At 49.6% G+C, this 23,958-nt stretch carries 18 protein-coding genes and 2 tRNA genes; 12 read left to right on the top strand and 8 right to left on the bottom strand.

Annotation, left to right across the window (positions count from 1 at the left end):
- Positions 1 to 40: 40 nt before the first annotated feature.
- Together rpsA and ihfB are read left to right on the top strand one after the other, a co-directional pair.
- On the top strand, positions 41 to 1,714 hold the full coding sequence (gene rpsA / locus EOJ37_RS04605; protein WP_127958438.1) for a 30S ribosomal protein S1: 1,674 nt from the start codon (positions 41 to 43) through the stop codon (positions 1,712 to 1,714).
- A 62-nt stretch (positions 1,715 to 1,776) separates the two neighbouring features.
- On the top strand, positions 1,777 to 2,061 hold the full coding sequence (gene ihfB / locus EOJ37_RS04600) for an integration host factor subunit beta (RefSeq protein ID WP_127958294.1): 285 nt from the start codon (positions 1,777 to 1,779) through the stop codon (positions 2,059 to 2,061).
- 119 nt (positions 2,062 to 2,180) lie between these two features.
- On the opposite strand, the gene aroA is transcribed toward ihfB, so the two are convergent.
- Positions 2,181 to 3,467, bottom strand: coding sequence for a 3-phosphoshikimate 1-carboxyvinyltransferase (gene aroA / locus EOJ37_RS04595; RefSeq protein ID WP_127958292.1), 1,287 nt, complete (start codon positions 3,465 to 3,467; stop codon positions 2,181 to 2,183).
- Positions 3,468 to 3,663: 196 nt separating this feature from the next.
- Positions 3,664 to 4,749 (bottom strand): 3-phosphoserine/phosphohydroxythreonine transaminase, encoded by a 1,086-nt coding sequence (gene serC, locus EOJ37_RS04590; protein ID WP_127958290.1) that lies wholly within the window; start codon positions 4,747 to 4,749, stop codon positions 3,664 to 3,666.
- Positions 4,750 to 5,200: 451 nt separating this feature from the next.
- Between serC and ycaO the strand changes: the two genes are divergently transcribed.
- Together ycaO and EOJ37_RS04575 are read left to right on the top strand one after the other, a co-directional pair.
- The gene (gene ycaO / locus EOJ37_RS04580; RefSeq protein WP_127958285.1) at positions 5,201 to 6,952 is read left to right on the top strand and encodes a 30S ribosomal protein S12 methylthiotransferase accessory factor YcaO; all 1,752 of its coding nucleotides are present in this window, start codon (positions 5,201 to 5,203) and stop codon (positions 6,950 to 6,952) included.
- A 347-nt stretch (positions 6,953 to 7,299) separates the two neighbouring features.
- Positions 7,300 to 8,394, top strand: a complete 1,095-nt coding sequence (locus tag EOJ37_RS04575) for a M14 family metallopeptidase (protein WP_127958283.1) — start codon at positions 7,300 to 7,302, stop codon at positions 8,392 to 8,394.
- 73 nt (positions 8,395 to 8,467) lie between these two features.
- Here EOJ37_RS04575 and EOJ37_RS04570 read toward each other — a convergent pair.
- The 3 genes from EOJ37_RS04570 to icd all read right to left on the bottom strand — a co-directional run bounded on the left by EOJ37_RS04570 (position 8,468) and on the right by icd (position 10,179).
- Positions 8,468 to 8,543: transfer RNA gene (locus tag EOJ37_RS04570), tRNA-Ala, on the bottom strand.
- Positions 8,544 to 8,656: 113 nt separating this feature from the next.
- Positions 8,657 to 8,732, bottom strand: a tRNA-Ala gene (locus tag EOJ37_RS04565).
- Positions 8,733 to 8,925: 193 nt separating this feature from the next.
- Entirely contained in the window at positions 8,926 to 10,179 is a 1,254-nt protein-coding gene (gene icd / locus EOJ37_RS04560; protein WP_127958281.1) for an NADP-dependent isocitrate dehydrogenase, read from the bottom strand.
- 158 nt (positions 10,180 to 10,337) lie between these two features.
- Between icd and rluE the strand changes: the two genes are divergently transcribed.
- The 8 genes from rluE to sbcB all read left to right on the top strand — a co-directional run bounded on the left by rluE (position 10,338) and on the right by sbcB (position 19,818).
- Positions 10,338 to 10,994, top strand: coding sequence for a 23S rRNA pseudouridine(2457) synthase RluE (rluE, locus tag EOJ37_RS04555; RefSeq protein ID WP_127958279.1), 657 nt, complete (start codon positions 10,338 to 10,340; stop codon positions 10,992 to 10,994).
- Between the two features lie 109 nt (positions 10,995 to 11,103).
- Positions 11,104 to 12,207 carry a tRNA 2-thiouridine(34) synthase MnmA gene (mnmA, locus tag EOJ37_RS04550; protein WP_127958277.1) on the top strand — a complete coding sequence of 368 codons (1,104 nt, stop codon included), beginning with the start codon at positions 11,104 to 11,106 and terminating at the stop codon, positions 12,205 to 12,207.
- Between the two features lie 2 nt (positions 12,208 to 12,209).
- A complete protein-coding gene (gene hflD / locus EOJ37_RS04545) occupies positions 12,210 to 12,845 on the top strand; it encodes a high frequency lysogenization protein HflD (protein WP_127958275.1) in 636 nt (211 codons plus the stop codon).
- A 12-nt stretch (positions 12,846 to 12,857) separates the two neighbouring features.
- Positions 12,858 to 14,228 carry an adenylosuccinate lyase gene (purB, locus tag EOJ37_RS04540; protein ID WP_127958436.1) on the top strand — a complete coding sequence of 457 codons (1,371 nt, stop codon included), beginning with the start codon at positions 12,858 to 12,860 and terminating at the stop codon, positions 14,226 to 14,228.
- Positions 14,229 to 14,813: 585 nt separating this feature from the next.
- Positions 14,814 to 15,491 carry a two-component system response regulator PhoP gene (gene phoP / locus EOJ37_RS04535; protein ID WP_127958274.1) on the top strand — a complete coding sequence of 226 codons (678 nt, stop codon included), beginning with the start codon at positions 14,814 to 14,816 and terminating at the stop codon, positions 15,489 to 15,491.
- A gap of 5 nt (positions 15,492 to 15,496) precedes the next feature.
- Entirely contained in the window at positions 15,497 to 16,951 is a 1,455-nt protein-coding gene (gene phoQ / locus EOJ37_RS04530; protein ID WP_127958272.1) for a two-component system sensor histidine kinase PhoQ, read from the top strand.
- A 98-nt stretch (positions 16,952 to 17,049) separates the two neighbouring features.
- Complete coding sequence (locus tag EOJ37_RS04525; protein WP_127958269.1) at positions 17,050 to 18,171, top strand: ribosomal protein uL16 3-hydroxylase; 1,122 nt, start codon at positions 17,050 to 17,052, stop codon at positions 18,169 to 18,171.
- A 216-nt stretch (positions 18,172 to 18,387) separates the two neighbouring features.
- Positions 18,388 to 19,818 (top strand): exodeoxyribonuclease I, encoded by a 1,431-nt coding sequence (gene sbcB / locus EOJ37_RS04520; RefSeq protein ID WP_127958267.1) that lies wholly within the window; start codon positions 18,388 to 18,390, stop codon positions 19,816 to 19,818.
- A 211-nt stretch (positions 19,819 to 20,029) separates the two neighbouring features.
- Here the strand turns inward: sbcB and EOJ37_RS04515 are convergent, their stop codons facing one another.
- The 3 genes from EOJ37_RS04515 to EOJ37_RS04500 form a co-directional block, all read right to left on the bottom strand.
- A complete protein-coding gene (locus tag EOJ37_RS04515; RefSeq protein ID WP_127958265.1) occupies positions 20,030 to 21,400 on the bottom strand; it encodes an APC family permease in 1,371 nt (456 codons plus the stop codon).
- 474 nt (positions 21,401 to 21,874) lie between these two features.
- Entirely contained in the window at positions 21,875 to 22,465 is a 591-nt protein-coding gene (locus EOJ37_RS04505) for a HutD/Ves family protein (RefSeq protein ID WP_127958432.1), read from the bottom strand.
- On the bottom strand, positions 22,465 to 23,835 hold the full coding sequence (locus EOJ37_RS04500; RefSeq protein ID WP_127958263.1) for a formimidoylglutamate deiminase: 1,371 nt from the start codon (positions 23,833 to 23,835) through the stop codon (positions 22,465 to 22,467). Before EOJ37_RS04500 ends, EOJ37_RS04505 begins: the two co-directional genes overlap by 1 nt.
- Between the last annotated feature and the right edge of the window lie 123 nt (positions 23,836 to 23,958).

The following is a 23,958-nucleotide window of genomic DNA, read 5'->3' as shown; positions in this document are numbered from 1 at the left end:
TCGGATGGCAGTTAAACCCAAAATCCTGAAGATTAACAACATGACTGAATCTTTCGCTCAACTCTTTGAAGAATCCCTGAAAACTATCGAAACTCGTCCTGGTGCCATTGTTCGCGGCGTCGTGGTTGCTATCGATAAAGATGTCGTACTGGTTGATGCCGGCCTGAAATCTGAGTCAGCCATTCCAGTAGAACAGTTCAAAAATGCCCAAGGCGAGTTAGAAATCCAGGTTGGTGACGAAATTGATGTTGCACTGGATGCCGTTGAAGATGGTTTCGGCGAAACCCTGCTCTCACGTGAAAAAGCTAAGCGTCACGAAGCTTGGATCACGCTTGAGAAAGCTTATCAGGAAGCTGAAACCGTAGTGGGGATCATCAACGGAAAAGTTAAAGGTGGCTTCACTGTAGAGCTGAACGGTATTCGTGCATTCCTGCCAGGTTCACTGGTTGATGTGCGTCCAGTACGTGATACTCTGCACTTAGAAGGCAAAGAGCTTGAGTTCAAAGTAATCAAACTCGATCAGAAGCGCAACAACGTTGTGGTTTCTCGTCGTGCGGTGATTGAATCAGAAAATAGCGCCGAACGTGACCAATTGCTGGAAAACCTGCAAGAAGGTATGGAAGTCAAAGGTATCGTTAAGAACCTGACCGACTACGGTGCATTCGTTGACCTCGGTGGTGTTGACGGTCTGTTGCATATCACCGATATGGCATGGAAACGCGTTAAGCATCCAAGTGAAATCGTCAGTGTTGGCGATGAAATCCCAGTTAAAGTATTGAAGTTTGATCGTGACCGTACCCGCGTATCTCTGGGTATGAAACAACTGGGTGAAGATCCGTGGGTTGCTATCGCACAACGTTATCCAGAAGGCACCAAGTTAACGGGTCGTGTCAGCAACCTGACTGACTATGGCTGCTTCGTGGAGATCGAAGAAGGCGTTGAAGGGCTAGTACACGTCTCAGAAATGGACTGGACCAACAAGAACATCCATCCGTCTAAAGTTGTTAATGTCGGCGATGTGGTTGAAGTGATGGTTCTGGACATCGACGAAGAGCGTCGTCGTATCTCTCTTGGCCTCAAGCAGTGCAAATCTAATCCTTGGCAGCAATTCGCCGAGACTCACAACAAGGGCGACCGTGTTGAAGGCAAAATCAAGTCTATTACTGATTTTGGTATCTTCATCGGCCTGGACGGTGGCATCGACGGCTTGGTACATCTGTCTGATATTTCCTGGAATGTCGCTGGTGAAGAAGCAGTGCGTGAATACAAGAAGGGAGATGAAATCGCCGCAGTAGTGCTGCAAGTTGATGCAGAGCGTGAGCGTATCTCTCTTGGCGTGAAGCAACTTGCTGAAGATCCGTTCAATAACTACCTTACTGTGAATAAGAAAGGTGCTATTGTTACCGGTAAAGTCACTGCAGTTGACGCGAAAGGTGCTACAGTTGAATTAGCAGGTGGTGTAGAGGGTTATCTACGTGCATCTGAAGCCTCTCGTGACCGCGTTGAAGATGCAACGCAAGTTCTGAAAGTGGGCGACGAAGTGGAAGCTAAATTCACTGGTGTTGACCGTAAGAACCGCGTTGTCAGCCTCTCTGTCCGTGCTAAGGACGAGGCAGACGAGAAAGATGCAATGGCGACTGTGAATAATAAGCAGGAAGAAGGCAACTTCTCTAACGCGATGGCTGAAGCCTTCAAAGCGGCCAAAGGCGAGTAATAACCGGGGCGACGATTAGTCGCCCTTAATACGGTAGTTGAGCTATAAAACTTGGAGGAGCAATGACCAAGTCGGAACTGATTGAAAGAATTGCCGGGCAACAGACTCACCTTTCTGCAAAGCTTGTTGAGGATGCGGTGAAAGAAATGCTAGAACACATGGCGGCGACATTAGCCGGGGGTGATCGCATTGAGATCCGAGGGTTCGGCAGTTTTTCTCTTCACTACCGTGCTCCGCGCATTGGCCGTAATCCTAAAACCGGTGAAAAAGTTGAATTGGATGGCAAATATGTCCCTCACTTTAAACCGGGTAAAGAGTTACGTGACCGAGCCAATATTTACGGCTAGTCGCTGACCACTTATGGTGTTGTTATTAGTAATGTTTTGTTATTGCTGGTAAAACATAAAAATGGCACCTTCAAGGTGCCATTTTTTTATTCAGCGTGCAGCCACGAATAGCAAATGGCTTAATCGTGTTGTGTTAATGCAGCCAACTGCTGGAAATAGTCGGGAAAGGTTTTGGCCGTACACTTGGGATCAAGGATCGTCACCGCAGTATCAGAAAGAGCAACCAGCGAAAAACACATCGCCATACGGTGATCGTTATAAGTCTCAATCTGTGCCAACTGCAACTGCCTTGGTGGCACAATATGAATATAGTCCTGCCCTTCCTCTACCTCTGCACCCACTTTACGCAATTCTGTCGCCATCGCTGCTAGCCGGTCAGTCTCTTTCACACGCCAATTGTAGATATTACGGATAGTCGTTGTCCCTTGAGCGAACAGCGCGGTGGTAGCAATCGTCATTGCAGCATCTGGAATATGGTTCATATCCATATCAATACCGTGCAATTCACCGCGACTGCACGCAATATAATCCTCCCCCCAATGGATGTTCGCCCCCATTTTCGCCAACACGTCGGCAAATTTAATATCACCCTGCACACTGTTTTTGCCAATCCCTGTCACGCGCACCGTTCCACCTTTGATCGCAGCAGCTGCAAGGAAATAGGAAGCGGAAGAGGCATCGCCCTCCACCAGATAATCACCGGGTGAACGATACTGCTGCCGCCCAGCAATATGAAATACACGATAGTTATCGTGATGCACGGCAACCCCAAACCTACGCATCAGATGCAATGTAATATCGATATAGGGTTTAGAAACCAGTTCCCCTTTGATCTGGATCTGCGTGTCTTGTGCTGCCAGTGGCGCCATCATCAGCAAAGCCGTCAGAAACTGGCTGGAAACACTGCCATCAACACTCACCGTACCACCCATAAAACCACCGCGCAGACGTATTGGTGGATACTCTGGCTGCTCAAGGTAATCGATATCTGCCCCGCCTTGGCGCAACGCATCAACCAAATGGCCAATCGGTCGCTCCTTCATACGTGGTTCACCAGTCAGCACCACATCACCACTACCCAGGCAGAGTGCGGCCGTGAGCGGGCGCATCGCCGTGCCCGCATTGCCAAGGAACAACTCAAGGGGGTGAGGTGCTACTAGTGCCCCCGCTTTACCCTCTATCTGGCAGACGGTGCGATCGGCAGAAAGCTGATAGTTGACTCCCAACTCCTGTAACGCATTCAGCATGTGACGCACATCGTCACTGTCTAACAGATTGGTCAGGCGTGTAGTTCCCTGTGCCAATGCAGCCAACAGCAACGCACGATTTGATACGCTTTTTGAGCCAGGTAAATTGATGGTGCCATTAACCAAAGCGATAGGGTGTAACGTCAGGGAATCGACCATATTAATAAAACTCTCCAGCATCTAATAAACGAAACGGCTCCGCGCTGACACTGGAGCCGCTTGATCGCACACTCTTTAATAGCTTGTTGTCAACAAAACGGACCAACAACAACAGCCAGTCGACAACGTGTTCAATTCACTAAGTGGTAAACTGCCGTTCGCCAGCATACCATTAGCCAACAGGCTACCCTAGCCCTCAACCGTGGCGACGCTCAAAATCGAGCATGAATTCAGTTAACGCCTGCACACCCGCGAGCGGCATCGCATTGTAGATTGAAGCGCGCATCCCGCCAACCACACGGTGCCCTTTCAAAGCATGTAATCCGTTTGCTTGTGCCTGTGCCAAAAATTGTGCATCAAGCTGAGGATCGGCAAGCTGGAACGGCACATTTATCCAAGAACGATTGGCTGCCGCAACCTGGTTACGGTAAAAACCTGATTGATCAATGGTGTTATACAGTAACTCAGCTTTCTGCTGATTACGTTGTTGCATCACGGCTAACCCGCCCTGCTTCTTCAGCCACTGAAAGACCAGACCAGAGAGATACCAGGCAAACGTCGGTGGGGTATTAAACATCGACTCATTTTGTGCCAACACCTGATAATCAAGAATTGACGGCGTTTCACGTCGAGCCTTACCCAGCAGATCTTCACGCACAATCACCAGCGTCAAACCCGCAGGGCCGATGTTCTTCTGCGCACCAGCATAAATCACACCAAAGCGGCTAACATCGATCGGGCGTGAGAGAATACAGGATGAGAAATCTGCCACCACCACTTTGTCGGCGAAATCGGGCAACTCATCGATGGCTGTACCGTCGATGGTTTCATTCGGGCAGTAGTGGATATAAGCGGCATCTTCACTCACCTGCCACTCAGACATCGGTTTAATGGCATGCAAGCCATCACGCGTGGTTTTGACATTGACTGCTCGCACTGAGCCATACTTTTCTGCTTCACTCAGTGCACTGTGTGCCCAGTAGCCGCCATCAATATAATCCGCCGAGCGGCCTGGCGCTAACAGATTCAGAGGCACAGCGGCAAACTGAGCGCGCGCACCACCATGACAGAATAGAACTTGATAATTATCAGGGACATTAAGGAGATCACGCAGATCCTGCTCGGACTGTTGTGCCACTGCAATAAATTCCTTTCCCCGGTGACTCACCTCCATGACTGAGGTACCTAACCCCTGCCAGTCGCAAAGCTCCTGCTGTGCCTGGCGTAACACCTCTGTCGGCAACATTGCCGGCCCAGAACTAAAATTGTAAACCTGAGTCATTTTCTCTCACCACGCTCACTGTTGGTCGTAAAAATCGGCTGGTTAAAATAAGCCAAACGTCGCCCCTGATACTATACCGTTATGAGTTGAAATTACAGGTGTGATGCAGCCTGTTACGCCAGCTTGTGAACGCAGCACGCCGATCCGGCTCAGTCTTGATTGAATGCCAATACTATCCTGATGAGCAATGCTGCCAATCCCGCTGGTTTTACTGTTTTTATTATGTTTCTCCGTTATAAATACCAGGCTGGATGATTCTATTACGCTACGATAAAGAATGTGATGCGATTGCCGATCCCAGAAGCGCTGGAGCTTGGCATAAAAACCCCGTATCATCGCACATCGTTACTGCACGCCAATTTTCCAACAGGTTTGTTACCACACTGAGTTGCCATTCGGTACGCTCCAGCACAAACCCTCCGCAACCGCCGATGACCGATAAGTGAAAACCATGACGCAAACATTTATTATTGGTAAAGATGCCGCGCTGGAAGACTCCATCGCCCACTTTCAACAAAAACTCGCTGAGCTGGGTTTTAACATTGAAGAGGTCTCCTGGCTCAATCCTGTTCCACATGTCTGGTCGGTGCATATTCGCGATCGTGACTGCCCTCAGTGCTTTACCAATGGCAAAGGCGCCAGCAAAAAAGCGGCGCTCGCCTCAGCACTGGGTGAATACTTTGAGCGGCTGTCAACCAACTATTTTTTTGCCGACTTCTACTTAGGGCAGCAAATCGCACACGGTGACTTTGTCCATTACCCGAACGAACGCTGGTTTCCGATCACTGACGACGATGTTCTGCCGGCCGAGATGCTAGACCCCTATCTGCGTGAGTTCTACGATCCACACCAACAACTGGTTGCCAGTGACCTGATTGATCTACAATCAGGTCATGCTGAGCGCGGGATCTGCGCCCTACCATTCTGTCGCCAGTCTGATCAGCAAACTGTTTATATTCCAATGAATATTATTGGAAATTTATATGTCTCCAACGGCATGTCTGCCGGAAATAATGCCAATGAAGCCAGAGTGCAGGCTTTGGCAGAAATTTTTGAGCGTTATGTCAAAAATCGCATTATTGCTGATGCCGTCAGCCTGCCCCTGATCCCAGACAGTGTGCTACAGCGCTATCCGCATGTCGTGGAAGCTATCAGCCGTTTAGAAGATGAGGGATTCCCGATCTTCGCCTACGATGCCTCACTGGGCGGTGTCTACCCCGTGATCTGCGTAGTGCTGTTTAACCCCGCCAATAGCGGTTGCTTTGCCTCATTCGGTGCCCACCCTGATTTTGGTGTCGCATTAGAACGCACCGTCACCGAACTCCTGCAAGGGCGCAGCCTAAAAGATCTCGATGTATTTAGTTGCCCAAGCTTTGATTACGGTGAAGTTGCTGACCACACCAATCTGGAAACCCACTTTATCGACTCCAGTGGCCTGATCTGTTGGGATATGTTCAAACAGGATGCCGACTACCCATTTGTCGACTGGAGTTTCAGTGGCAGCACATCGGATGAATTCACTGCCCTGATGAACATCTTTCAGCATGAGCAAGCGGAAGTTTACATTGCTGATTATCAGCATTTGGATGTTTACGCTTGCCGCATCATCGTACCGGGAATGTCAGAAATTTATCCGGTAGAAGACCTACTACTGGCAAATAACAACATGGCAGCAGAACTGCGTGCAACCTTACTGCAACTGCCAGACAGCCAGTGGCAAGCTGACGAGTATCTCGCCCTGTTAGAACAGTTGGATGACGAAGGTCTGGATGATTTCACCCGTGTTCACGAACTGCTTGGTATTGCTCCCGGCAAAGACAATGCCTGGTACAGCTTACGGGTCGGAGAACTGAAATCGATGCTGGCACTGGCTGGACATGATCTTGAAGAGGCACTGACCTGGGTCGAGTGGAGTCTGGAATTCAACGCATCAACGTTCAGTGCCGAACGCAGTAATTACTACCGTTGCCTGAAAACTCTGCTGGAGTTAGCGCTGCAACCTGAACGTGAGCCAACGCAATACTACTCAGCTTTCGTGCGCATGTATGGGCAACAGACTGTCGAAGCCGCTTCAGCGGCAATCAGTGCAGAAGCTCCATTCTATGGACTATTCGCTGTAGATGAAAACTTACAGCAACTGACGGCACATCAGGCACTGCTCGCCGCTTATCAAAAACTGCAACGTGCCAAACGTCGTGGCTAGTACGATAAGCTGCTGGCAATAGCCAGCATCGCTTGCCTCTCTATGCACTGGGAGGCAAGCACTGCCTACGCACTGTACCACGACAAACATACATTCCGCCGGGTTACCTCTCCCATCAATCAACCGCAATAACCTACTAGCGCATTAATCTGTTTATTATCACTTTGCAGTTACGTCATTCTGTGATCTACTAAGCGTTGGTGTATCGCTCGTTCAGGGAAATGACGGCGTATGATTGAAAGCATTCAACTCAACAATCGCGTGGGTCAGATCTTTTTCCCGCAACTTTCGGCAATCACCAAGGACGTGTTTTTATTTGTTATAAACCGATAAAAATGGGGAAGTTTATGTACAAAGTGGCAACATTAGCGCTATTACTCACCAGTGTATTCAGCGCCCAGGCAGAGACAATCTATACCGGTGATAAGATTAACGGCTATCCGGTAATCAAAAAACTGGATGTGAATGATCTTGAAGCAGGAAAACATTATCGCTTTATGTTTCAAGGGGCCAGCAACGGTATTGGGCAAAATTGGTACGTACCCATTTTGGTTGCTAAAGGTGCTAAAAGCGGCCCTAAATTAGGGCTACAAGCCGCTATTCACGGTGATGAACTCAACGGCGTGCGGGTGATACAACAGGTATTTGAAAAACTTGAACCAGCAAAATTAAGTGGCACCGTTGTTGCCGCAGTTGGTGCAAACCCTTCCGGAATGTTAGTCAATAACCGTCACTGGCAGTTTGCCATGGACAGCGGCAGCAGTGTTGACTTTAACCGTATCTGGCCAGGCAAAGAGAAAGGCAATAGCGCTCAGCAACACGCCTGGTTAATGTGGAATAATCTCTGGGCAGGCAATGTCACACTCTTCGTTGACATGCATACCCAAAGTACCGGTAACGATTTCCCGCTATTCATTTATGCTGATTATCGCAACCCACAAGTGAAAAAGATGGCGGAACTGTTCCCAGCCGATCAAATTAAAAAAGATCTAGGCGAAAAAGGTTCGGTAGAAACCACCTTTGTTGAACACAATATCCCGGCAATTACGTTGGAAGTGGGTAAGCCCAAACTCTATCAAACCGATCTCATTGCCCGTAGCGTCACTGGGGTAAACAACATTCTGATTGAACAAGGGATGATTGCCGGCAAACTTGGTCGTACTGCCAAAGAGCAACAAACCTACATTGGTAATAGCATGAACTCGATTCGTGCTGAAGTGGGTGGGTTCGCAGAAATTCTGGTTAAAACCGGTGACTCGGTGCAGAAAGGACAAAAAGTTGCCATTCAACGCAACGCGTTTGGCGACGTGTTACGTGAATACTACGCGCCAAATGCAGGCAAAGTGCTCTCAATCGGTGATGATCCGATGCGCGAATCCAATGCATTATTGGTACGCATCCTGTTTAACGACCCCTCAGCAAAATGTGCTGATGGTTGCTAACCAGCTATAGTGGCAAACCAATTATCGTTGCCAACCAAAGCAAAAGCCGCCAATAAAGGCGGCTTTCATAATTTGGTGGAGCTAGACGGGATCGAACCGTCGACCTCTTGCATGCCATGCAAGCGCTCTCCCAGCTGAGCTATAGCCCCATAAATGGGTGGTTGTTGTACACTGTGGTTGTCGACTTAACCGAGTTGTGAGCTGCAATGCTGTGCAATATCAACCTACAACACCAACCTGTCATACTAACTGGCAATAAGGTTGGTGGAGCTAGACGGGATCGAACCGTCGACCTCTTGCATGCCATGCAAGCGCTCTCCCAGCTGAGCTATAGCCCCATCGATAAAACAACTCAATGAACCGCGCGCATAATATGAAACCACTGAAACAGTGTCAACGGCTAAATTCAATTCTTAGTGCAATCGCTGAAAAAAGCCGCTAATAGAATGGCGCAATCGATCCCGTATGTACGACAAACAAAAAGCCAACAAAAAATGAATAATGATGTTGGCTTTCTGTGAGTCAAACAACCTACATATGCTTAACGATCGCCTCGCCGAACTCTGAACATTTCAGCAGTTTGGCACCTTCCATCAGGCGTTCAAAGTCATAGGTCACGGTCTTGGCAGCGATCGCCCCTTCCATGCCCTTAACAATTAAGTCCGCCGCTTCAATCCAGCCCATGTGGCGTAACATCATCTCTGCCGATAAGATCACTGAACCCGGATTTACCTTATCTTGCCCAGCATATTTTGGCGCAGTACCGTGAGTGGCTTCAAACAATGCACACTCATCACCGATATTGGCACCCGGTGCAATACCAATACCGCCGACCTGTGCCGCCAGTGCATCAGAAATATAGTCACCATTAAGATTCATACAGGCGATAACATCATACTCAGCCGGGCGCAACAGGATCTGTTGTAGGAAAGCATCGGCAATCACATCTTTAATCACGATCTTTTTGCCTGTATTCGGATTGGTCACTGCCAACCACGGCCCGCCATCGATCAGTTCACCCGCAAACTCTTCTCGCGCCAGTTCATAACCCCAATCTTTGAACGCCCCCTCAGTGAATTTCATAATATTTCCCTTGTGTACCAAGGTCACTGAGTCTCGGTCATTGGTGATGGCATACTCAATCGCGGCACGCACCAAGCGTTTAGTGCCTTCTTCAGAGCATGGCTTAACGCCAATACCGCACTGTTGCGGGAAGCGGATCTTTTTCACGCCCATCTCTTCACGCAGGAATTTGATCACCTTTTCTGCTTCTGCTGAACCCGCTTTCCATTCAATACCGGCATAAATATCTTCCGCATTCTCGCGGAAAATTACCATGTCAGTCAGTTCAGGCTGTTTTACTGGGCTGGGCGTGCCCTGATAGTAACGTACTGGGCGCAAACAGATATAGAGATCAAGCTGTTGACGTAAAGCAACATTCAATGAACGGATCCCGCCCCCAACCGGTGTGGTTAGCGGACCTTTGATCGCGACACGATATTCACGGATCAGATCCAGCGTCTCATCTGGCAGCCAAACATCCTGACCATAAACATGCGTCGATTTCTCACCGGTATAGATCTCCATCCAAGAAATTTTGCGCTGACCTTGATAGGCCTTTTCTACTGCTGCATCAACCACCCGGATCATTGCGGGAGTCACATCAACACCAATGCCGTCACCTTCGATGAACGGGATGATAGGATTAAGGGGGACAACCAGTTTACCTTGATCGTTCACCTTAATTTTTTGACCTTTTGCTGGCACAACGACTTTGCTTTCCATCAACCTCTCCTTTCTTCAAATTCATATTTTGTTAATGACTTGTGAGATCTCAGCTCATACTACTTGAATATCTCGCTTGCGCCAATCACAACGACGACAGCTATTTGGTAACAATGTCACCTATCGTAACTGCCACTTTAAATCATTTCCGGTGTATAATGCGCCAGTTATTCATGGCCCAGACCATCATGCAAAAATATCCAGCTAAAAATCAATTAACTAAAAGAAAAAACCCCAGCTACTCACCTCGCCGTGTGTTTCCTGCATCAGCCAGCGCGGTGATCCTGTTCAATAAACCGTTTGATGTACTGACCCAGTTTACCGATCAGGATGGTCGCAGCACGTTAAAAGATTTCATTCCACATACCGGCTTCTATGCTGCCGGTCGTCTTGATCGTGACAGTGAAGGCCTGCTGGTTTTAACCAACAACGGCAAGTTCCAGGCGCAACTGACCCAACCGGGCAAACGCACCGGCAAAGTCTATTACGCACAGGTCGAGGGCGAGCCACAAGAGAGCGATTTACTCTTGCTGCGTCGCGGCATCACACTCAACGATGGGCCGACACTGCCCGCAACTGTGGAGCGAGTCACCGAACCAGCGTGGTTATGGCCGCGCTTTCCACCTATCCGCCAGCGTCTATCAATACCTACCAGTTGGTTAAAGCTAACGCTACACGAGGGCAGAAACCGGCAAGTACGCCGCATGACTGCGCATATCGGCTTCCCGACACTCCGTTTGATCCGTTATCGGGTCGGTGACTTTACCCTTGATGCCTTGCCGCCTGGTGAATGGCGATACCTCACACTAAAGTAAAACGCAGCCGAAGCGAGTGACAGTGATGCAGCCGCCTAACCAACATGCTAGAATCCGGCGCTGGTTTTTTAGCTAATGGTTTTTTAGCGTATATAGTGATGAGACGCCGATGTCAGACAACAGCCAAAAAAAAGTGATTGTAGGAATGTCCGGTGGTGTTGACTCCTCCGTTGCTGCCTATCTGCTACAACAACAGGGCTATCAAGTCGCTGGGTTGTTCATGAAAAACTGGGAAGAGGATGACAACGAGGAGTACTGCTCAGCAGCGACAGATCTCGCTGACGCACAAGCGGTATGCGATAAGCTGGGTATTAAATTACACACGGTCAACTTTGCTGCCGAATATTGGGATAACGTTTTCGCCCTGTTTCTGCAAGAGTATCAAGCTGGACGCACTCCCAACCCAGATATTCTGTGTAACAAAGAGATCAAGTTCAAAGCTTTTCTACAATTTGCTGCTGAAGATCTGGCCGCAGACTATATTGCCACCGGTCACTATGTTCGCCGCGACACCGTGGACGGAAAAAGCCGTTTGCTGCGCGGTGTAGACAGCAACAAAGATCAAAGCTATTTCCTCTATACCCTTAGCCACCAGCAGGTAGCGCAAAGCCTGTTTCCTATTGGTGAGTTAGAAAAACCGCAAGTGCGCCGTATCGCAGAGCAGTTGGAACTGGTCACCGCCAAGAAAAAAGATTCGACCGGTATCTGTTTCATTGGTGAACGTAAATTCCGTGATTTCCTCGCGCGTTATCTGCCTGCTCAGCCAGGTGCGATTGTCTCTGTCGATGGGCAGCATCTTGGCGAACATCAAGGGTTGATGTATCACACGTTGGGGCAGCGCAAAGGGTTGGGCATTGGTGGCCTGAAAGAAGCCAGCGAAGAACCGTGGTACGTGGTGGATAAAGATGTGGCCAACAATGTGCTGATCGTAGCACAAGGGCATGACCACCCACGGTTAATGTCCGTCGGGCTCATCGCCCAGCAGTTACACTGGGTCGATCGTCTACCACTATTACAGCCGCTGCATTGCACGGTAAAAACCCGTTATCGTCAGCAAGATATTCCCTGCCTGATCACACCGATTGACAGCGACCGCATCGAGGTACGTTTTGAACAGCCGGTTGCCGCTGTCACACCGGGTCAATCTGCCGTGTTTTATCGTGATCAGATCTGCCTGGGTGGCGGCATTATTGAACAGCATTTGCAGGAGTAACCGTGGCGAAAAACTACTATGACATCACGTTAGCACTGGCCGGGATCAGTCAATCTGCCCGACTGGTGCAACAGCTCGCGCATGAAGGACAAACCGATCAAACAGCTTTTCTCTGTATGCTCAATAGTCTGCTGCAAATCAACCCCAACTCAACCCTGGAAGTATTCGGTGGAGAACTGTCGCAGTTACAGATCGGCCTAGAATCACTGCTAACGATGCTTTACGGCGGTGGCAAAGGTGCAGGCGCTGAACTGACCCGGTACAGCCTGGGCATCATGATGCTGGAAAGCAAATTGAAAGCCAATCAACCGGTAATGGCACAACTGGCCGAACGGTTAAAGCAACTCGAACGCCAACTCAGCCACTTTGAGTTGGCTTCAGACACCATCATCAACGCATTAGCTTCAATTTATGTCGATGTTATCTCACCATTGGGGCCGCGACTACAGGTCACCGGTTCCGCTACGATGCTGCAAAACCCATTAGTTCAAGCTAAAGTGCGTGCGACCCTGCTCGCAGGTATCCGTGCTGCCGTGTTGTGGAAGCAGGTCGGTGGTAGACGCCTACAATTTATCTTTTCCCGTAACCGCCTGATCAAACAGGCAAAAGACCTGATCGCTCACTGTGAATCTTGCTAGGAGTTAATAGTGATGGAATTATCCCCACTGACTGCCGTTTCCCCTATTGATGGGCGCTATAGTGATAAAGTGAATGCGCTGCGTCCGATTTTCAGCGAGTATGGCCTGCTGAAATTTCGTGTACAGGTTGAAGTGCGCTGGCTACAAAAACTGGCCTGCTGCACCGAGATCAGCGAAGTACCTGCTTTTGACAGCAATGCAAACGATTTTCTCGATAACATTATTACCCAATTCGATCAGCAGGATGCTGAGCGTATCAAACAGATCGAGCGAACCACTAACCACGATGTCAAAGCGGTTGAATACTTTCTGAAAGAAAAAGTTGCCGCCATCCCGGCACTACATGCGGTCAACGAGTTTATCCACTTTGCCTGCACCTCTGAGGATATCAACAACCTCTCCCATGCATTGATGCTGCAAACCGCACGTCAGCAGGTGATACTGCCGCAATGGCACACGCTGATCGAGACGATCAAAACCCTTGCTCATCAATATCGTGACATCCCGTTGCTATCGCGCACACACGGTCAACCGGCGACCCCTAGCACCATCGGCAAAGAGCTGGCGAACGTCTGCTACCGCATGGAACGCCAGTATCGCCAACTGGCTGCGATTGAAATCCTAGGGAAAATCAACGGTGCTGTTGGCAACTACAATGCTCATACCGTCGCCTATCCGCAAGTTGACTGGCACCGTTTCAGTGCTGAATTTGTCACTTCACTCGGTATCAGTTGGAACCCCTACACCACACAGATTGAACCACACGACTACATCGCCGAACTGTTTGACTGCATTGCTCGCTTTAACACCATTCTGATCGACTTCAATCGCGATATCTGGGGTTACATTGCGCTAAATCACTTCAAGCAAAAGACCATTGCCGGTGAAATTGGCTCCTCGACCATGCCTCACAAAGTTAACCCAATCGACTTCGAAAACTCTGAAGGCAACTTGGGCTTAGCCAATGCACTCCTCGGTCACCTGGCTGCCAAGCTACCCATCTCGCGCTGGCAGCGTGATCTCACCGACTCTACGGTGCTCCGCAATCTTGGGGTTGGGCTGGGTTATGCGCTAATCGCCTATCAGGCCACCATGAAAGGATTGAGCAAACTGGAAGTCAATCACAGTCACTTGCTCAATGAGCTGGATCAAAACTGGGAAGTGCTGGCAGAACCGATCCAAACCGTAATGCGCCGTTATGGCATCGAAAAGCCTTACGAGAAACTGAAGGAGCTTACGCGCGGCAAACGGGTCGATGCCCAAGCGATGAAAAATTTCATCGACACCCTTGCGATACCTGAGCAGGAAAAAACGCGTCTAAAAACTCTCACTCCCGCTAACTATATCGGCTTAGCTGCAGTCATGGTTGATGCGTTAAAGTAAGTGGATTTCAGCGTTAAGATTAATGTATGCTTTTTTTATACACAGAATTTGCTGCGATAACGATCAATAAAAGAGTAATAACTCGCCTGCACTGCGTAATGCAGCGGGTAAATTGATGTCTGTTTGTTTAGAAATTATGTGTCATTCCTGTAACAAAAAAGGCAATAATGCTGTTTAATCAGTCCATTATTGCCTTTTTCAGAATTAATATGTATCAATTCTTTCAATTCTGCTAATATCTGCTAACCACTTAATCTTGGTTCAATTTTTCTATTGTGTTATTTATCCCACGTTTAATCATGATGGTTAATAATCAATCCGCCAAATCAAGATGATAACGTTCGTTCTCTTTCGTTTGAGTCTCAAAGGATTGACGTCCTCGTCGAACCGTCGAGGTGCTTACGGCTGTAGCGGGTGTGATGTTGTGGTAACCGCGCTACTGCTGTTTTTGAGTAATCAGGGTAGATAGTTAAGAGTTTGAGTAACAATGACGTTTCTGCGTGTTGTTATCTTAAGTGCTGAAAATACATTCCCCTCAAACTTGGGTTGTTGGAATTTCACCCATGTATTAACAGGAGTTTTTCCATGCGAGTGCTGATTGTTGAAGATAATGCTTTATTGCGCCACCATCTCTCTGTGCAAATGCGTGAACTGGGGCACCAGGTTGATGTAGCCCAGGACGCAAAAGAAGCAGATTATTTTCTACTAGAACACATTCCTGATATTGCCATTATCGATCTTGGGCTGCCTGATGAAGATGGCCTTAGCTTGATCGAGCGTTGGCGTTACCGCCAGATGAAACTGCCTATTTTGGTATTGACTGCTCGCGAAAGCTGGCAAGATAAGGTTGCTGTGTTAGAAGCCGGTGCCGATGACTACGTCACCAAACCGTTCCATCTAGAAGAGTTGATCGCTCGAATGCAAGTGCTGCTGCGTCGCAACAGTGGCCTGGCATCACAGTTGATTGATATTCCGCCATTCCAGATTGATCTATCGCGCCGTGAGTTCAAAGTTAATGAGCAGCGGATAAAATTGACTGGTTTTGAATACACCATCGTCGAAACGCTAATGCGTAATGCGGGCAAGCTGGTGAAGAGAGATGCCTTAATGCTGCAACTCTACCCGGATGCCGAACTACGCGAAAGTCACACCATTGACGTTTTAATGGGTCGAGTGCGCAGGAAAATACAAGCTGAATATCCACATGAGGTGATCACCACCGTTCGTGGACAAGGCTATCGTTTTGATCTCGAAGCCGACTGAACAGTATGTTCAATAAAAAACCCTTTTCCCTTCGCGCACGTTTTCTCATGGCCACTGCGGGGGTGGTCATGGCGCTTTCGCTCTCTTATGGTGTGGTAGCGGTGGTTGGCTATCTGATTAGCTTTGATAAAACCTCCTTCCGACTGCTACGCACAGAGAGCAATCTCTTTTTTAATCTCGCTCAGTGGCAAGATCAAAAATTGACTCTGGTACTCCCGCCCGATCAGATACTCGACTCCGCAACCCTGGTGTTCATCTATGATGATAGAGGCAATCTACTGTGGAGCCAGCGCAAAATACCGGAGCTGGAAAGACTGATCCGCAAAGAGTGGTTAACTGAGCCGGGTTTTTATGAGATCGACACCGACACCCATACCGGTCGCCAACTGTTGAGTGGCAATCTTAAAGCTCAGGCACTGCTAAAAAACTACAACACCAACACCCAGAACGGATTAACACTCTCAGTTGCCGTCAATACCTATGCCGCCACCCCGCTGTTACCGGCACTCACTATCGCTGTGGTAGACAGCATCCCGCAAGAGTTTCAACATGCTGATATGGTGTGGGAATGGTTCAGCTACGTGTTACTGGCTAATTTGCTGCTAGTATTACCGCTATTATGGCTAGCCGCGTACTGGAGCCTGCGCCCGATTAAGACGCTGGTCAAGCAAGTGCGGGAACTGGAAAATGGCGAACGCGAACAGCTAAATGAGAACTTACCCAACGAGTTACGCAGCCTAGTGCGCAATCTCAACATCCTGGTCGGCAATGAACGCCGGCGCTATACCAAATATCGCACCACCCTCTCCGATCTGACCCACAGCCTGAAGACACCACTGGCCGTACTGCAAACCACGCTGCGCTCCCTGCGTTCAGGTAAACACACCTCGATTGAAGAGTGTGAACCGATTATGCAGGAACAAATTAGCCGAATATCACAACAGATCGGCTATTACCTGCATCGAGCCAGCATTAAATCGGGGCAAACCACGCTAACACGTGAAATTCACTCCATATCACCACTATTAGATAAACTCAGCCTGGCGCTGAATAAAGTTTACCAGCGCAAAGGCGTGGCGATCACCATCGACATTTCACCTGAAGTGACCTTTGTCGGTGAGAAAAATGATTTCGTCGAAATTATGGGCAATATTCTAGAAAACGCCTGCAAATATTGCCTAGAGTTTGTCGAAGTCAGCTCACTGCACTCCAACAACTACCTCACTATCGTGATCGATGATGACGGGCCAGGTATTCCCAAAAGCAAACGCAAACTTATTTTCCAGCGCGGCCAACGCATCGATACGCTGCGCCCCGGGCAAGGTTTAGGCTTATCGGTTGCTGCCGAAATCATCGAACAGTATAACGGCCACATCACCATTACTGACAGCCCATTGGGTGGCGCACGGGTAGCGGTTACCTTTGGCAACCAGCATGATACTGCGACAATCAGCAAATAACAGCCGAGGATCCACCGACAAAAGCCAATTAGCAGGCAGCAACTCCAAGCCATTTCAGTGTATAATTTCTGCCAGCCCACTGACTCTTGGAATAGCCTATGGATTACCTGCTTAATCTCAACTGGAGCGACTTTTTACAACATTATTGGCAAAAGCGCCCTGTGGTCCTGAAGTCTGGTTTCAAAAACTTTGTTGATCCCATCTCTGCCGACGAACTTGCCGGGCTTGCAATGGAAAATGAAGTCGATAGCCGTTTAGTCAGCCATCATAATGGCCGCTGGCAAGTGGCTCATGGCCCATTTGAAAGCTATGACCATCTTGGTGAAAATAACTGGTCGTTACTGGTGCAAGCGGTCAACCACTGGCACGAACCCTCTAGCGCCTTAATGCAACCGTTTCGCCAATTACCGGACTGGCGTGTTGATGATTTGATGATCTCATTCTCAGTGCCTGGCGGTGGTGTTGGTCCACATATTGATCAGTATGATGTCTTCATCATCCAAGGCAGTGGCCGCCGCCGCTGGCGTGTCGGCGAAAACTTGCCACTGAAACAGCACTGCCCCCATCCTGATCTCCTGCAAGTGGCACCGTTTGAAGCGATCATTGATGAAGAGCTCGCACCGGGTGATATTCTCTACATCCCGCCTAACTTTCCGCATGAAGGCGACTCACTGGAAAACTCGCTCAACTACTCGGTTGGGCTACGAGCCCCTAATGGTCGCGAACTGCTCAGCAGCTATGCCGATCACATTCTGGAGCAAGAGTTGGGGAGCGAACGCTACCGCGATGCTGATCTTCAGCCACGGCGACAAGCGGCTGAAATCTTGCCACATGAAGTCGATAAACTGCGCCAGATGATCATCGACCTAGTACAACAACCTGAACACTTTACACACTGGCTGGGTGAATTTATCTCACAGCCACGGCACGAACTCGATGTTGCACCACCCGAGCCGCCTTATCAGTGTGATGAAGTGCATCAACTATTGCTGGCAGGGGAACGTCTGCAACGTCTTGGTGGTTTACGTGTCTTAAGTATCGGTGAGCAACTGTTTGTTAATGGTGAAAAAATCAATGCCCACCATCAACACGGCAGTGAACAGTTATGCCAACACTGGGTGATCAGTGCCGATCAACTCGCCGATGCGCTACACGACCTACCGTTTTTGTCTACGCTGACTGAACTGATCAACAGTGGTTACTGGTACTTTAAAGATTAAATCGCTCAATTAGCGACTTAATCAAACAAAGACAACGCATTAAAAAGCAACACAAAAAATTGGCCATGATGCAGATACACTCGCTATCATGGCCGCATCTTCTCAGCACTAGCGTGTTAAACCAGCCATATCGCCCGTTAAGCATCTGGCTGAACTCACCAATGAAATATTGGCAAAACTTGGGCAGAGTAGCCCACTGCTGGACAGCAAGACAACATGAATGGCAAACAGAAACAGAACACATTCTACTTCCATGACTATGAAACTTTTGGGAAAAGCCCATCGCTTGATCGCCCTGCTCAATTTGCCGGTATTCGTACTGACGCTGATCTCAACCCGATTGAACAACCACTGATCTGTTACTGTGCGCCTGCCGACGACTACCTGCCCGATCCGGAAGCGGTGATGATAACTGGCATCACGCCACAACAAGCACTCGCCAAAGGCAGCAATGAAGCGGAGTTCGCCCGCCAAATCCACCACGCCTTCAGCCAACCGGGCACCTGCATCGTCGGCTACAACAATATCCGTTTTGATGATGAAGTAAGCCGCAACATCTTCTACCGCTGCTTCTATGATCCCTACGCCTACAGTTGGCAACACGGTAATTCACGCTGGGATCTGCTGGATGTGATGCGTGCCTGCTATGCACTACGTCCAGAGGGCATCAACTGGCCGGAAAATGAACAGGGACTACCGAGTTTCCGTCTGGAACACTTAACACAAGCCAATAATCTGGAACATCAGCAGGCTCATGATGCAATGTCTGATGTCTACGCCACCATCGCAATTGCGCGCCTCGTGCGGCAAGCGCAACCCAGATTATTTAACTATCTGTTTGAGCATCGTCACAAACACAAACTGGCTCCGCTGATCAACATTGCCGAAATGACGCCACTGGTCCATGTTTCTGGCATGTTTGGTGCGCTACGCGGCAACACCAGTTGGGTGGTACCGCTTGCCTGGCATCCCAGCAACAAAAATGCCGTGATCATGTGCGATCTGGCGACAGATATCAGCCCATTGCTAACACTCACCAGCGATGAACTACGCCAGCGCCTCTACACCCGTCGAGATCACTTGTCAGCGGATGAACCCGCAGTACCAATCAAACTGGTACATCTCAACAAATGTCCGGTGTTAGCACCGGCTAAAACCCTGCTACCAGAAAATGCGGTGCGGCTGGGCATTGATCGTCAACGTTGCCGTGACAACCTCAACCTGCTGCGACAGCACCCTGAAGTGCGAGAAAAAGTGCTGGCACTGTTTGCCGATGCAGAACCCTTCCCCGCACTGACTGATGTTGATCGCCGACTCTACGACGGTTTCTTCAGTGATGCCGATAAAGCCGCAATGCAGATCATCCAACAAACACCAGCACAACATCTGCCGGCACTCAATTTAACCTTTAGCGACAACAGAATGGCCGAGCTGCTATTTCGCTACCGCGCACGCAACTACCCGAATACGCTGGACGACAGCGAACAACGCCGCTGGCTCCAGTATCGTCAGCAGACATTAACTGAACAGCGCGTCAGCCACTATCTACTGCAACTGGAAGAACTTTATCACCGCTATGCCAGTGAACCAGCCAAGTTAGAGCAACTTAAAGCGCTGTTTGATTACGCCAAATATCTGCTTGGTTGACCTTGTGGAAATGAGCGCTCAGGACAAGATAACGAACATTTTTTAACCAAAACCAGTATGTAACCTGCGTGCGTGTCTATGTCATTCCCCTTCTTAAAGCAAAATAACCCCTTCCCTGCTCCCACTACGAACCGGGAACTGGGAAGGGGTTATTTAAAAACAATCAAAGACTTTAAACCCTCCCCTTATCAAGGAGAGGGAACATACTCAGTTAGCCGACATCTTCGCTGGCTTGCGGCACGGGCAAACGGAAACTGCGCGTCACAATAGCCAGGTAAATGATACCTAACGCAGCCCAGCTCAAGCCCAGTATCATCGCATTACGCTCCTGGTGGATCCACAGCATACTCACCGTCAAGGTACCGAGCATTGGCATGATCAGATAGCTGAACTTCTCTTTAAGCGTACGATTCAGTTTGTCACGAATATAGAACTGTGCAATCACAGACAAGTTAACAAAGGTGAACGCAAACAGCGCACCAAAGCTGATCAGCGCAGTCGCCGTGGCCAGATTAAACGAGATCGCCGATATCGCAATCACCCCCACCAGCAACACATTCAGCGTTGGCGTGTGCCACTTAGGATGCAGATAGCCAAAGAACCGCTCAGGCAACACACCATCACGCCCCATCACATACATTAAGCGCGAGACACCCGCATGAGCCGCCATACCAGAAGCCAACACGGTGGCACAAGAGATCACCAAAATCACCGACTGGAACAACTTGCCAGCGACATACAGCATAATCTCGGGTTGTGAAGACTCAATATCCTTAAAGTGTGACACATTAGGGAAATAAAGCTGCACGAAGTAAGAAACCGCAATAAAAATCACACCGCCGATCAACACAGTGAGGAAGATCGCCTTCGGGATCACCCGCTCGGCATCTTTAGTCTCTTCCGACAGTGAGCTAAGGCCATCAAAACCCAAGAACGAGAAACAGAGGATAGTCGCTCCGGTCAGCATAGCGGCAACATGCGCATTGTCAGACCAGAATGGCCGACTACTGACCAGAGTACCGCCGCCCTCACCCAACCAGACGCCGTGGATCACCAAGCCTAAAAACACCACCATGATAGCGACCTGCACCACAACAATAATCGAGTTCAGGTTAGCCACCAGCTTGATCCCACGCAGGTTAGCGAACGTCATAATACCGACCAGCACCAACACAAAGATCCACGGCGGAATGCCCGGTAGAATCTCTTCCAGATAAGTTCTCGCCAACAGAATGTTGATCATCGGCATCAGCAGGTAGTCAAGCATCGCCGACCAGCCAACCATAAACCCGACATGCGGATTGATCGACTTCTGGGCATAGGTATATGCAGAGCCAGCAGAAGGATACTTACGCACCAACTTACCGTAACTGAATGCAGTCAACAGGATCGCCAGCAAAGCAAACGCATACGCTGTCGGCACATGACCATCGGTAATATGTGAAACGATACCGAAAGTATCGAAAATGGTCATTGGCTGCATATAAGCCAAACCAATCATGATCACCGGAATTAAAGTCAGTGTTTTACGTAGTTGAGGGCGTTGGCTGCCTGTCGCAGCGGTATGGATATTATTGGACATTACTAAGCCCCCCCTTACCTTCAGCCTGACGGAGAGTAGACACGCCAAAACTCAAGGTTGCAGGGAAACTTCGCAACGTGGGACTAAATTCAAATAGGGGAATGAGGGAAGCAAGGTGGCAAGGCAATGCTGCCTTGGTTGCTCCATAATCGCTGCGGCCACAGCGGATGCCGGCGGGCACCGGTGCTAAAGTGAAAAATTGCCCCATCATTGTTATCCTCATAAGTTGCAACCATAAAGTTTTGTTTGATTGCAACGGAACTATTTATCTATCCGGCTCGATGACCGGCCTCGCTTGGTGTATAAAAAGCAAATTGCTTAAAGGCAATGCAAAAAAATAACCGACGGTTTAACACGTCGGCTATCTGCATTTGGCGTATTTTGCCCTAACTGCCAGCCAAAACACAAGCACCTGAAGCAATCCAATAGTGCCCTTTTGGTTAAAAATAGTTAATTTTTTGTTTTTTAATAAAATTAATCCAGTTGACAGCACACTATTCTGATCTCAGCCCACAATACTGCCGCTGGATCGGCGCGCTCCTGCTGTTTTAACCGCAATGCTGTCGGCCCCTCACCGGCCAACCACCAAACCCCCTGCTGGGCAACCAGTGAGCTTTGGTCAGGCAACAGCCACTCACCACCAAGTACATAAAGCACACCGGCATGAGCAGGATCAATAACCTGGCTGCTAACCAGTCGCTGTACGCTGGCACTGTGGCGACCGCGCCGAGTCATAATATTGAAATCCTGACTACTGCCCGCCAACAATTGCGCCTGTAGCGGCAGATCACCCGCAAAAGCAAACGGTACACCAATCTGATCCAGACGGTGATCAACACCTTCAGCGGCGAACAGATGTACCCCACCTCCCGCCAGTAACGTGATCGAGCGATCAATACCGGGGAAAGCAGAAAATGGCCCATCCTGCGCAATCGTCGCGATACTGGCTCGCCAGTCAAATTGACTCGCACCTAGCGGTTGGCTAGTGATCTCACGCGTCTCACCGCCACCATTCCGCCAACGGCTCACTGCAAGTTGTGCAAAACTAAATCGGGTTAAGCGCATCATACCTCCTGTTGACAAGCCTTCAGCACCTGTAAAAACTGCGCATCACTCTGCTGCTGCAAGTGGTGCTGCCCCTGTTCGATCACTTGCCGCCCGGCGACAAACACATCACGGATCTGCTGCTGACCACCGGCAAACAGCCAGCGATTGAGCAGAGAAACCGCTGGCGTCCCCTGTAGATAGGGATCATCGCCATCCAACACCAGCCAATCCGCACGATAACCGATCGCCAGTTTGCCAATCGCTACCCCACAAGCTTGAGCACCCCCTTGTAGCGCCTGCTGATAGAGCCAATCACCGACCGAAGGCTGCTGGGGCGTGCTAAGCCGATTACGCCGTTGATCACGCAAGCGCTGACCATACTCAAACCAGCGCAACTCCTCCACCACACTGAGTGACACATGGCTATCAGAACCGATCCCCCAACGCCCCTGCTGCTGTAGATAAGCAACACCGGGGAAAATCCCATCGCCCAGATTGGCCTCGGTGCTCGGGCAGAGGCCTGCCACGGCCTGACTGGCAGCAATCGAGTGGATCTCGCCCTGATCAAGATGAGTCGCATGAACCAGACACCAGCGCTGATCGACCGCTAACTGCTGATACAACCACGCCACCGGACGTTGCCCACTCCATGCCAAACAATCATTCACTTCCTTCTGCTGCTCGGCGATATGGATATGCACCGGCAGTTGATCACTGCTGTGTGCCAACACCTGCTGCATCTGCTGCAACTCAACCGCACGCAATGAGTGGAAGCAAATACCCTGATTTTGCTCGCGAAGCGTGGCAACCTGTCGTGCCACCACCTGCTGCTGGCGCAAATAGCTGTCGACATCCTGAATAAAGCGCAACTGCCCAGCTTGCGCCGGCTGAGCACCGAAACCGGCATAGCTATACAACACCGGCAACAGTGTCAAACCGATACCGGCCTGCTCGGCCGCCCAACTGAGCTGAGCCGTCATCTCACCCAGATCGGCATAGCGCTTGCCACCTGGGGCATGATGAAGATAGTGAAACTCTGCCACTTGGGTGTAGCCACCTTTTAACATCTCAATATATAACTGACGGGCAATCACCGCGACCTGATCGGGGGTCAAACGCTGAAGCAGGCGATACATCAAATCACGCCACGTCCAAAAACTGTCTTGAGGATCGCCAGCAATCTCGGCCAGCCCGGCCATCACACGTTGAAAAGCATGCGAATGAAGATTTGGCATCCCAGGCACAACATCGCCGTGCAGACAGACCGCGCCATCGGGCAGAGCATCAGGGGTGATCTGGCTGAATTGGCCCAGATCATCAACATCCAACCGCACGTTATGCGCCCAACCAGATGGAAGCAGCGCACGAGAAGCAAAATAGGCAGGCATACGAAATTCCCAATGAGATCGATGAGGTAACCACGTGCAACAACCACGCAGACGCAAACAGAAAAACCGCAGTTCAGTCTCAGCAATTGCTCAACCCTGGCATGAAGCTCGCCGCATCAAACG

Origin of the sequence: Serratia microhaemolytica, assembly GCF_004011885.1 — a bacterium.
Taxonomy (GTDB): Bacteria; Pseudomonadota; Gammaproteobacteria; order Enterobacterales; family Enterobacteriaceae; genus Serratia_G; species Serratia_G microhaemolytica.
This window is presented reverse-complemented; position numbering and strand designations above follow the sequence as displayed.

Coding starts and splice junctions, on each gene's coding strand:
- rpsA (WP_127958438.1), top strand. CDS start 41: ATGACTGAATCTTTCGCTCAACTCTTTGAAGAATCCCTGAAAACTATC.
- ihfB (WP_127958294.1), top strand. CDS start 1,777: ATGACCAAGTCGGAACTGATTGAAAGAATTGCCGGGCAACAGACTCAC.
- aroA (WP_127958292.1), bottom strand. CDS start 3,467: ATGGTCGATTCCCTGACGTTACACCCTATCGCTTTGGTTAATGGCACC.
- serC (WP_127958290.1), bottom strand. CDS start 4,749: ATGACTCAGGTTTACAATTTTAGTTCTGGGCCGGCAATGTTGCCGACA.
- ycaO (WP_127958285.1), top strand. CDS start 5,201: ATGACGCAAACATTTATTATTGGTAAAGATGCCGCGCTGGAAGACTCC.
- EOJ37_RS04575 (WP_127958283.1), top strand. CDS start 7,300: ATGTACAAAGTGGCAACATTAGCGCTATTACTCACCAGTGTATTCAGC.
- icd (WP_127958281.1), bottom strand. CDS start 10,179: ATGGAAAGCAAAGTCGTTGTGCCAGCAAAAGGTCAAAAAATTAAGGTG.
- rluE (WP_127958279.1), top strand. CDS start 10,338: ATGCGCCAGTTATTCATGGCCCAGACCATCATGCAAAAATATCCAGCT.
- mnmA (WP_127958277.1), top strand. CDS start 11,104: ATGTCAGACAACAGCCAAAAAAAAGTGATTGTAGGAATGTCCGGTGGT.
- purB (WP_127958436.1), top strand. CDS start 12,858: ATGGAATTATCCCCACTGACTGCCGTTTCCCCTATTGATGGGCGCTAT.
- phoP (WP_127958274.1), top strand. CDS start 14,814: ATGCGAGTGCTGATTGTTGAAGATAATGCTTTATTGCGCCACCATCTC.
- phoQ (WP_127958272.1), top strand. CDS start 15,497: ATGTTCAATAAAAAACCCTTTTCCCTTCGCGCACGTTTTCTCATGGCC.
- EOJ37_RS04525 (WP_127958269.1), top strand. CDS start 17,050: ATGGATTACCTGCTTAATCTCAACTGGAGCGACTTTTTACAACATTAT.
- sbcB (WP_127958267.1), top strand. CDS start 18,388: ATGAATGGCAAACAGAAACAGAACACATTCTACTTCCATGACTATGAA.
- EOJ37_RS04515 (WP_127958265.1), bottom strand. CDS start 21,400: ATGTCCAATAATATCCATACCGCTGCGACAGGCAGCCAACGCCCTCAA.
- EOJ37_RS04505 (WP_127958432.1), bottom strand. CDS start 22,465: ATGCGCTTAACCCGATTTAGTTTTGCACAACTTGCAGTGAGCCGTTGG.
- EOJ37_RS04500 (WP_127958263.1), bottom strand. CDS start 23,835: ATGCCTGCCTATTTTGCTTCTCGTGCGCTGCTTCCATCTGGTTGGGCG.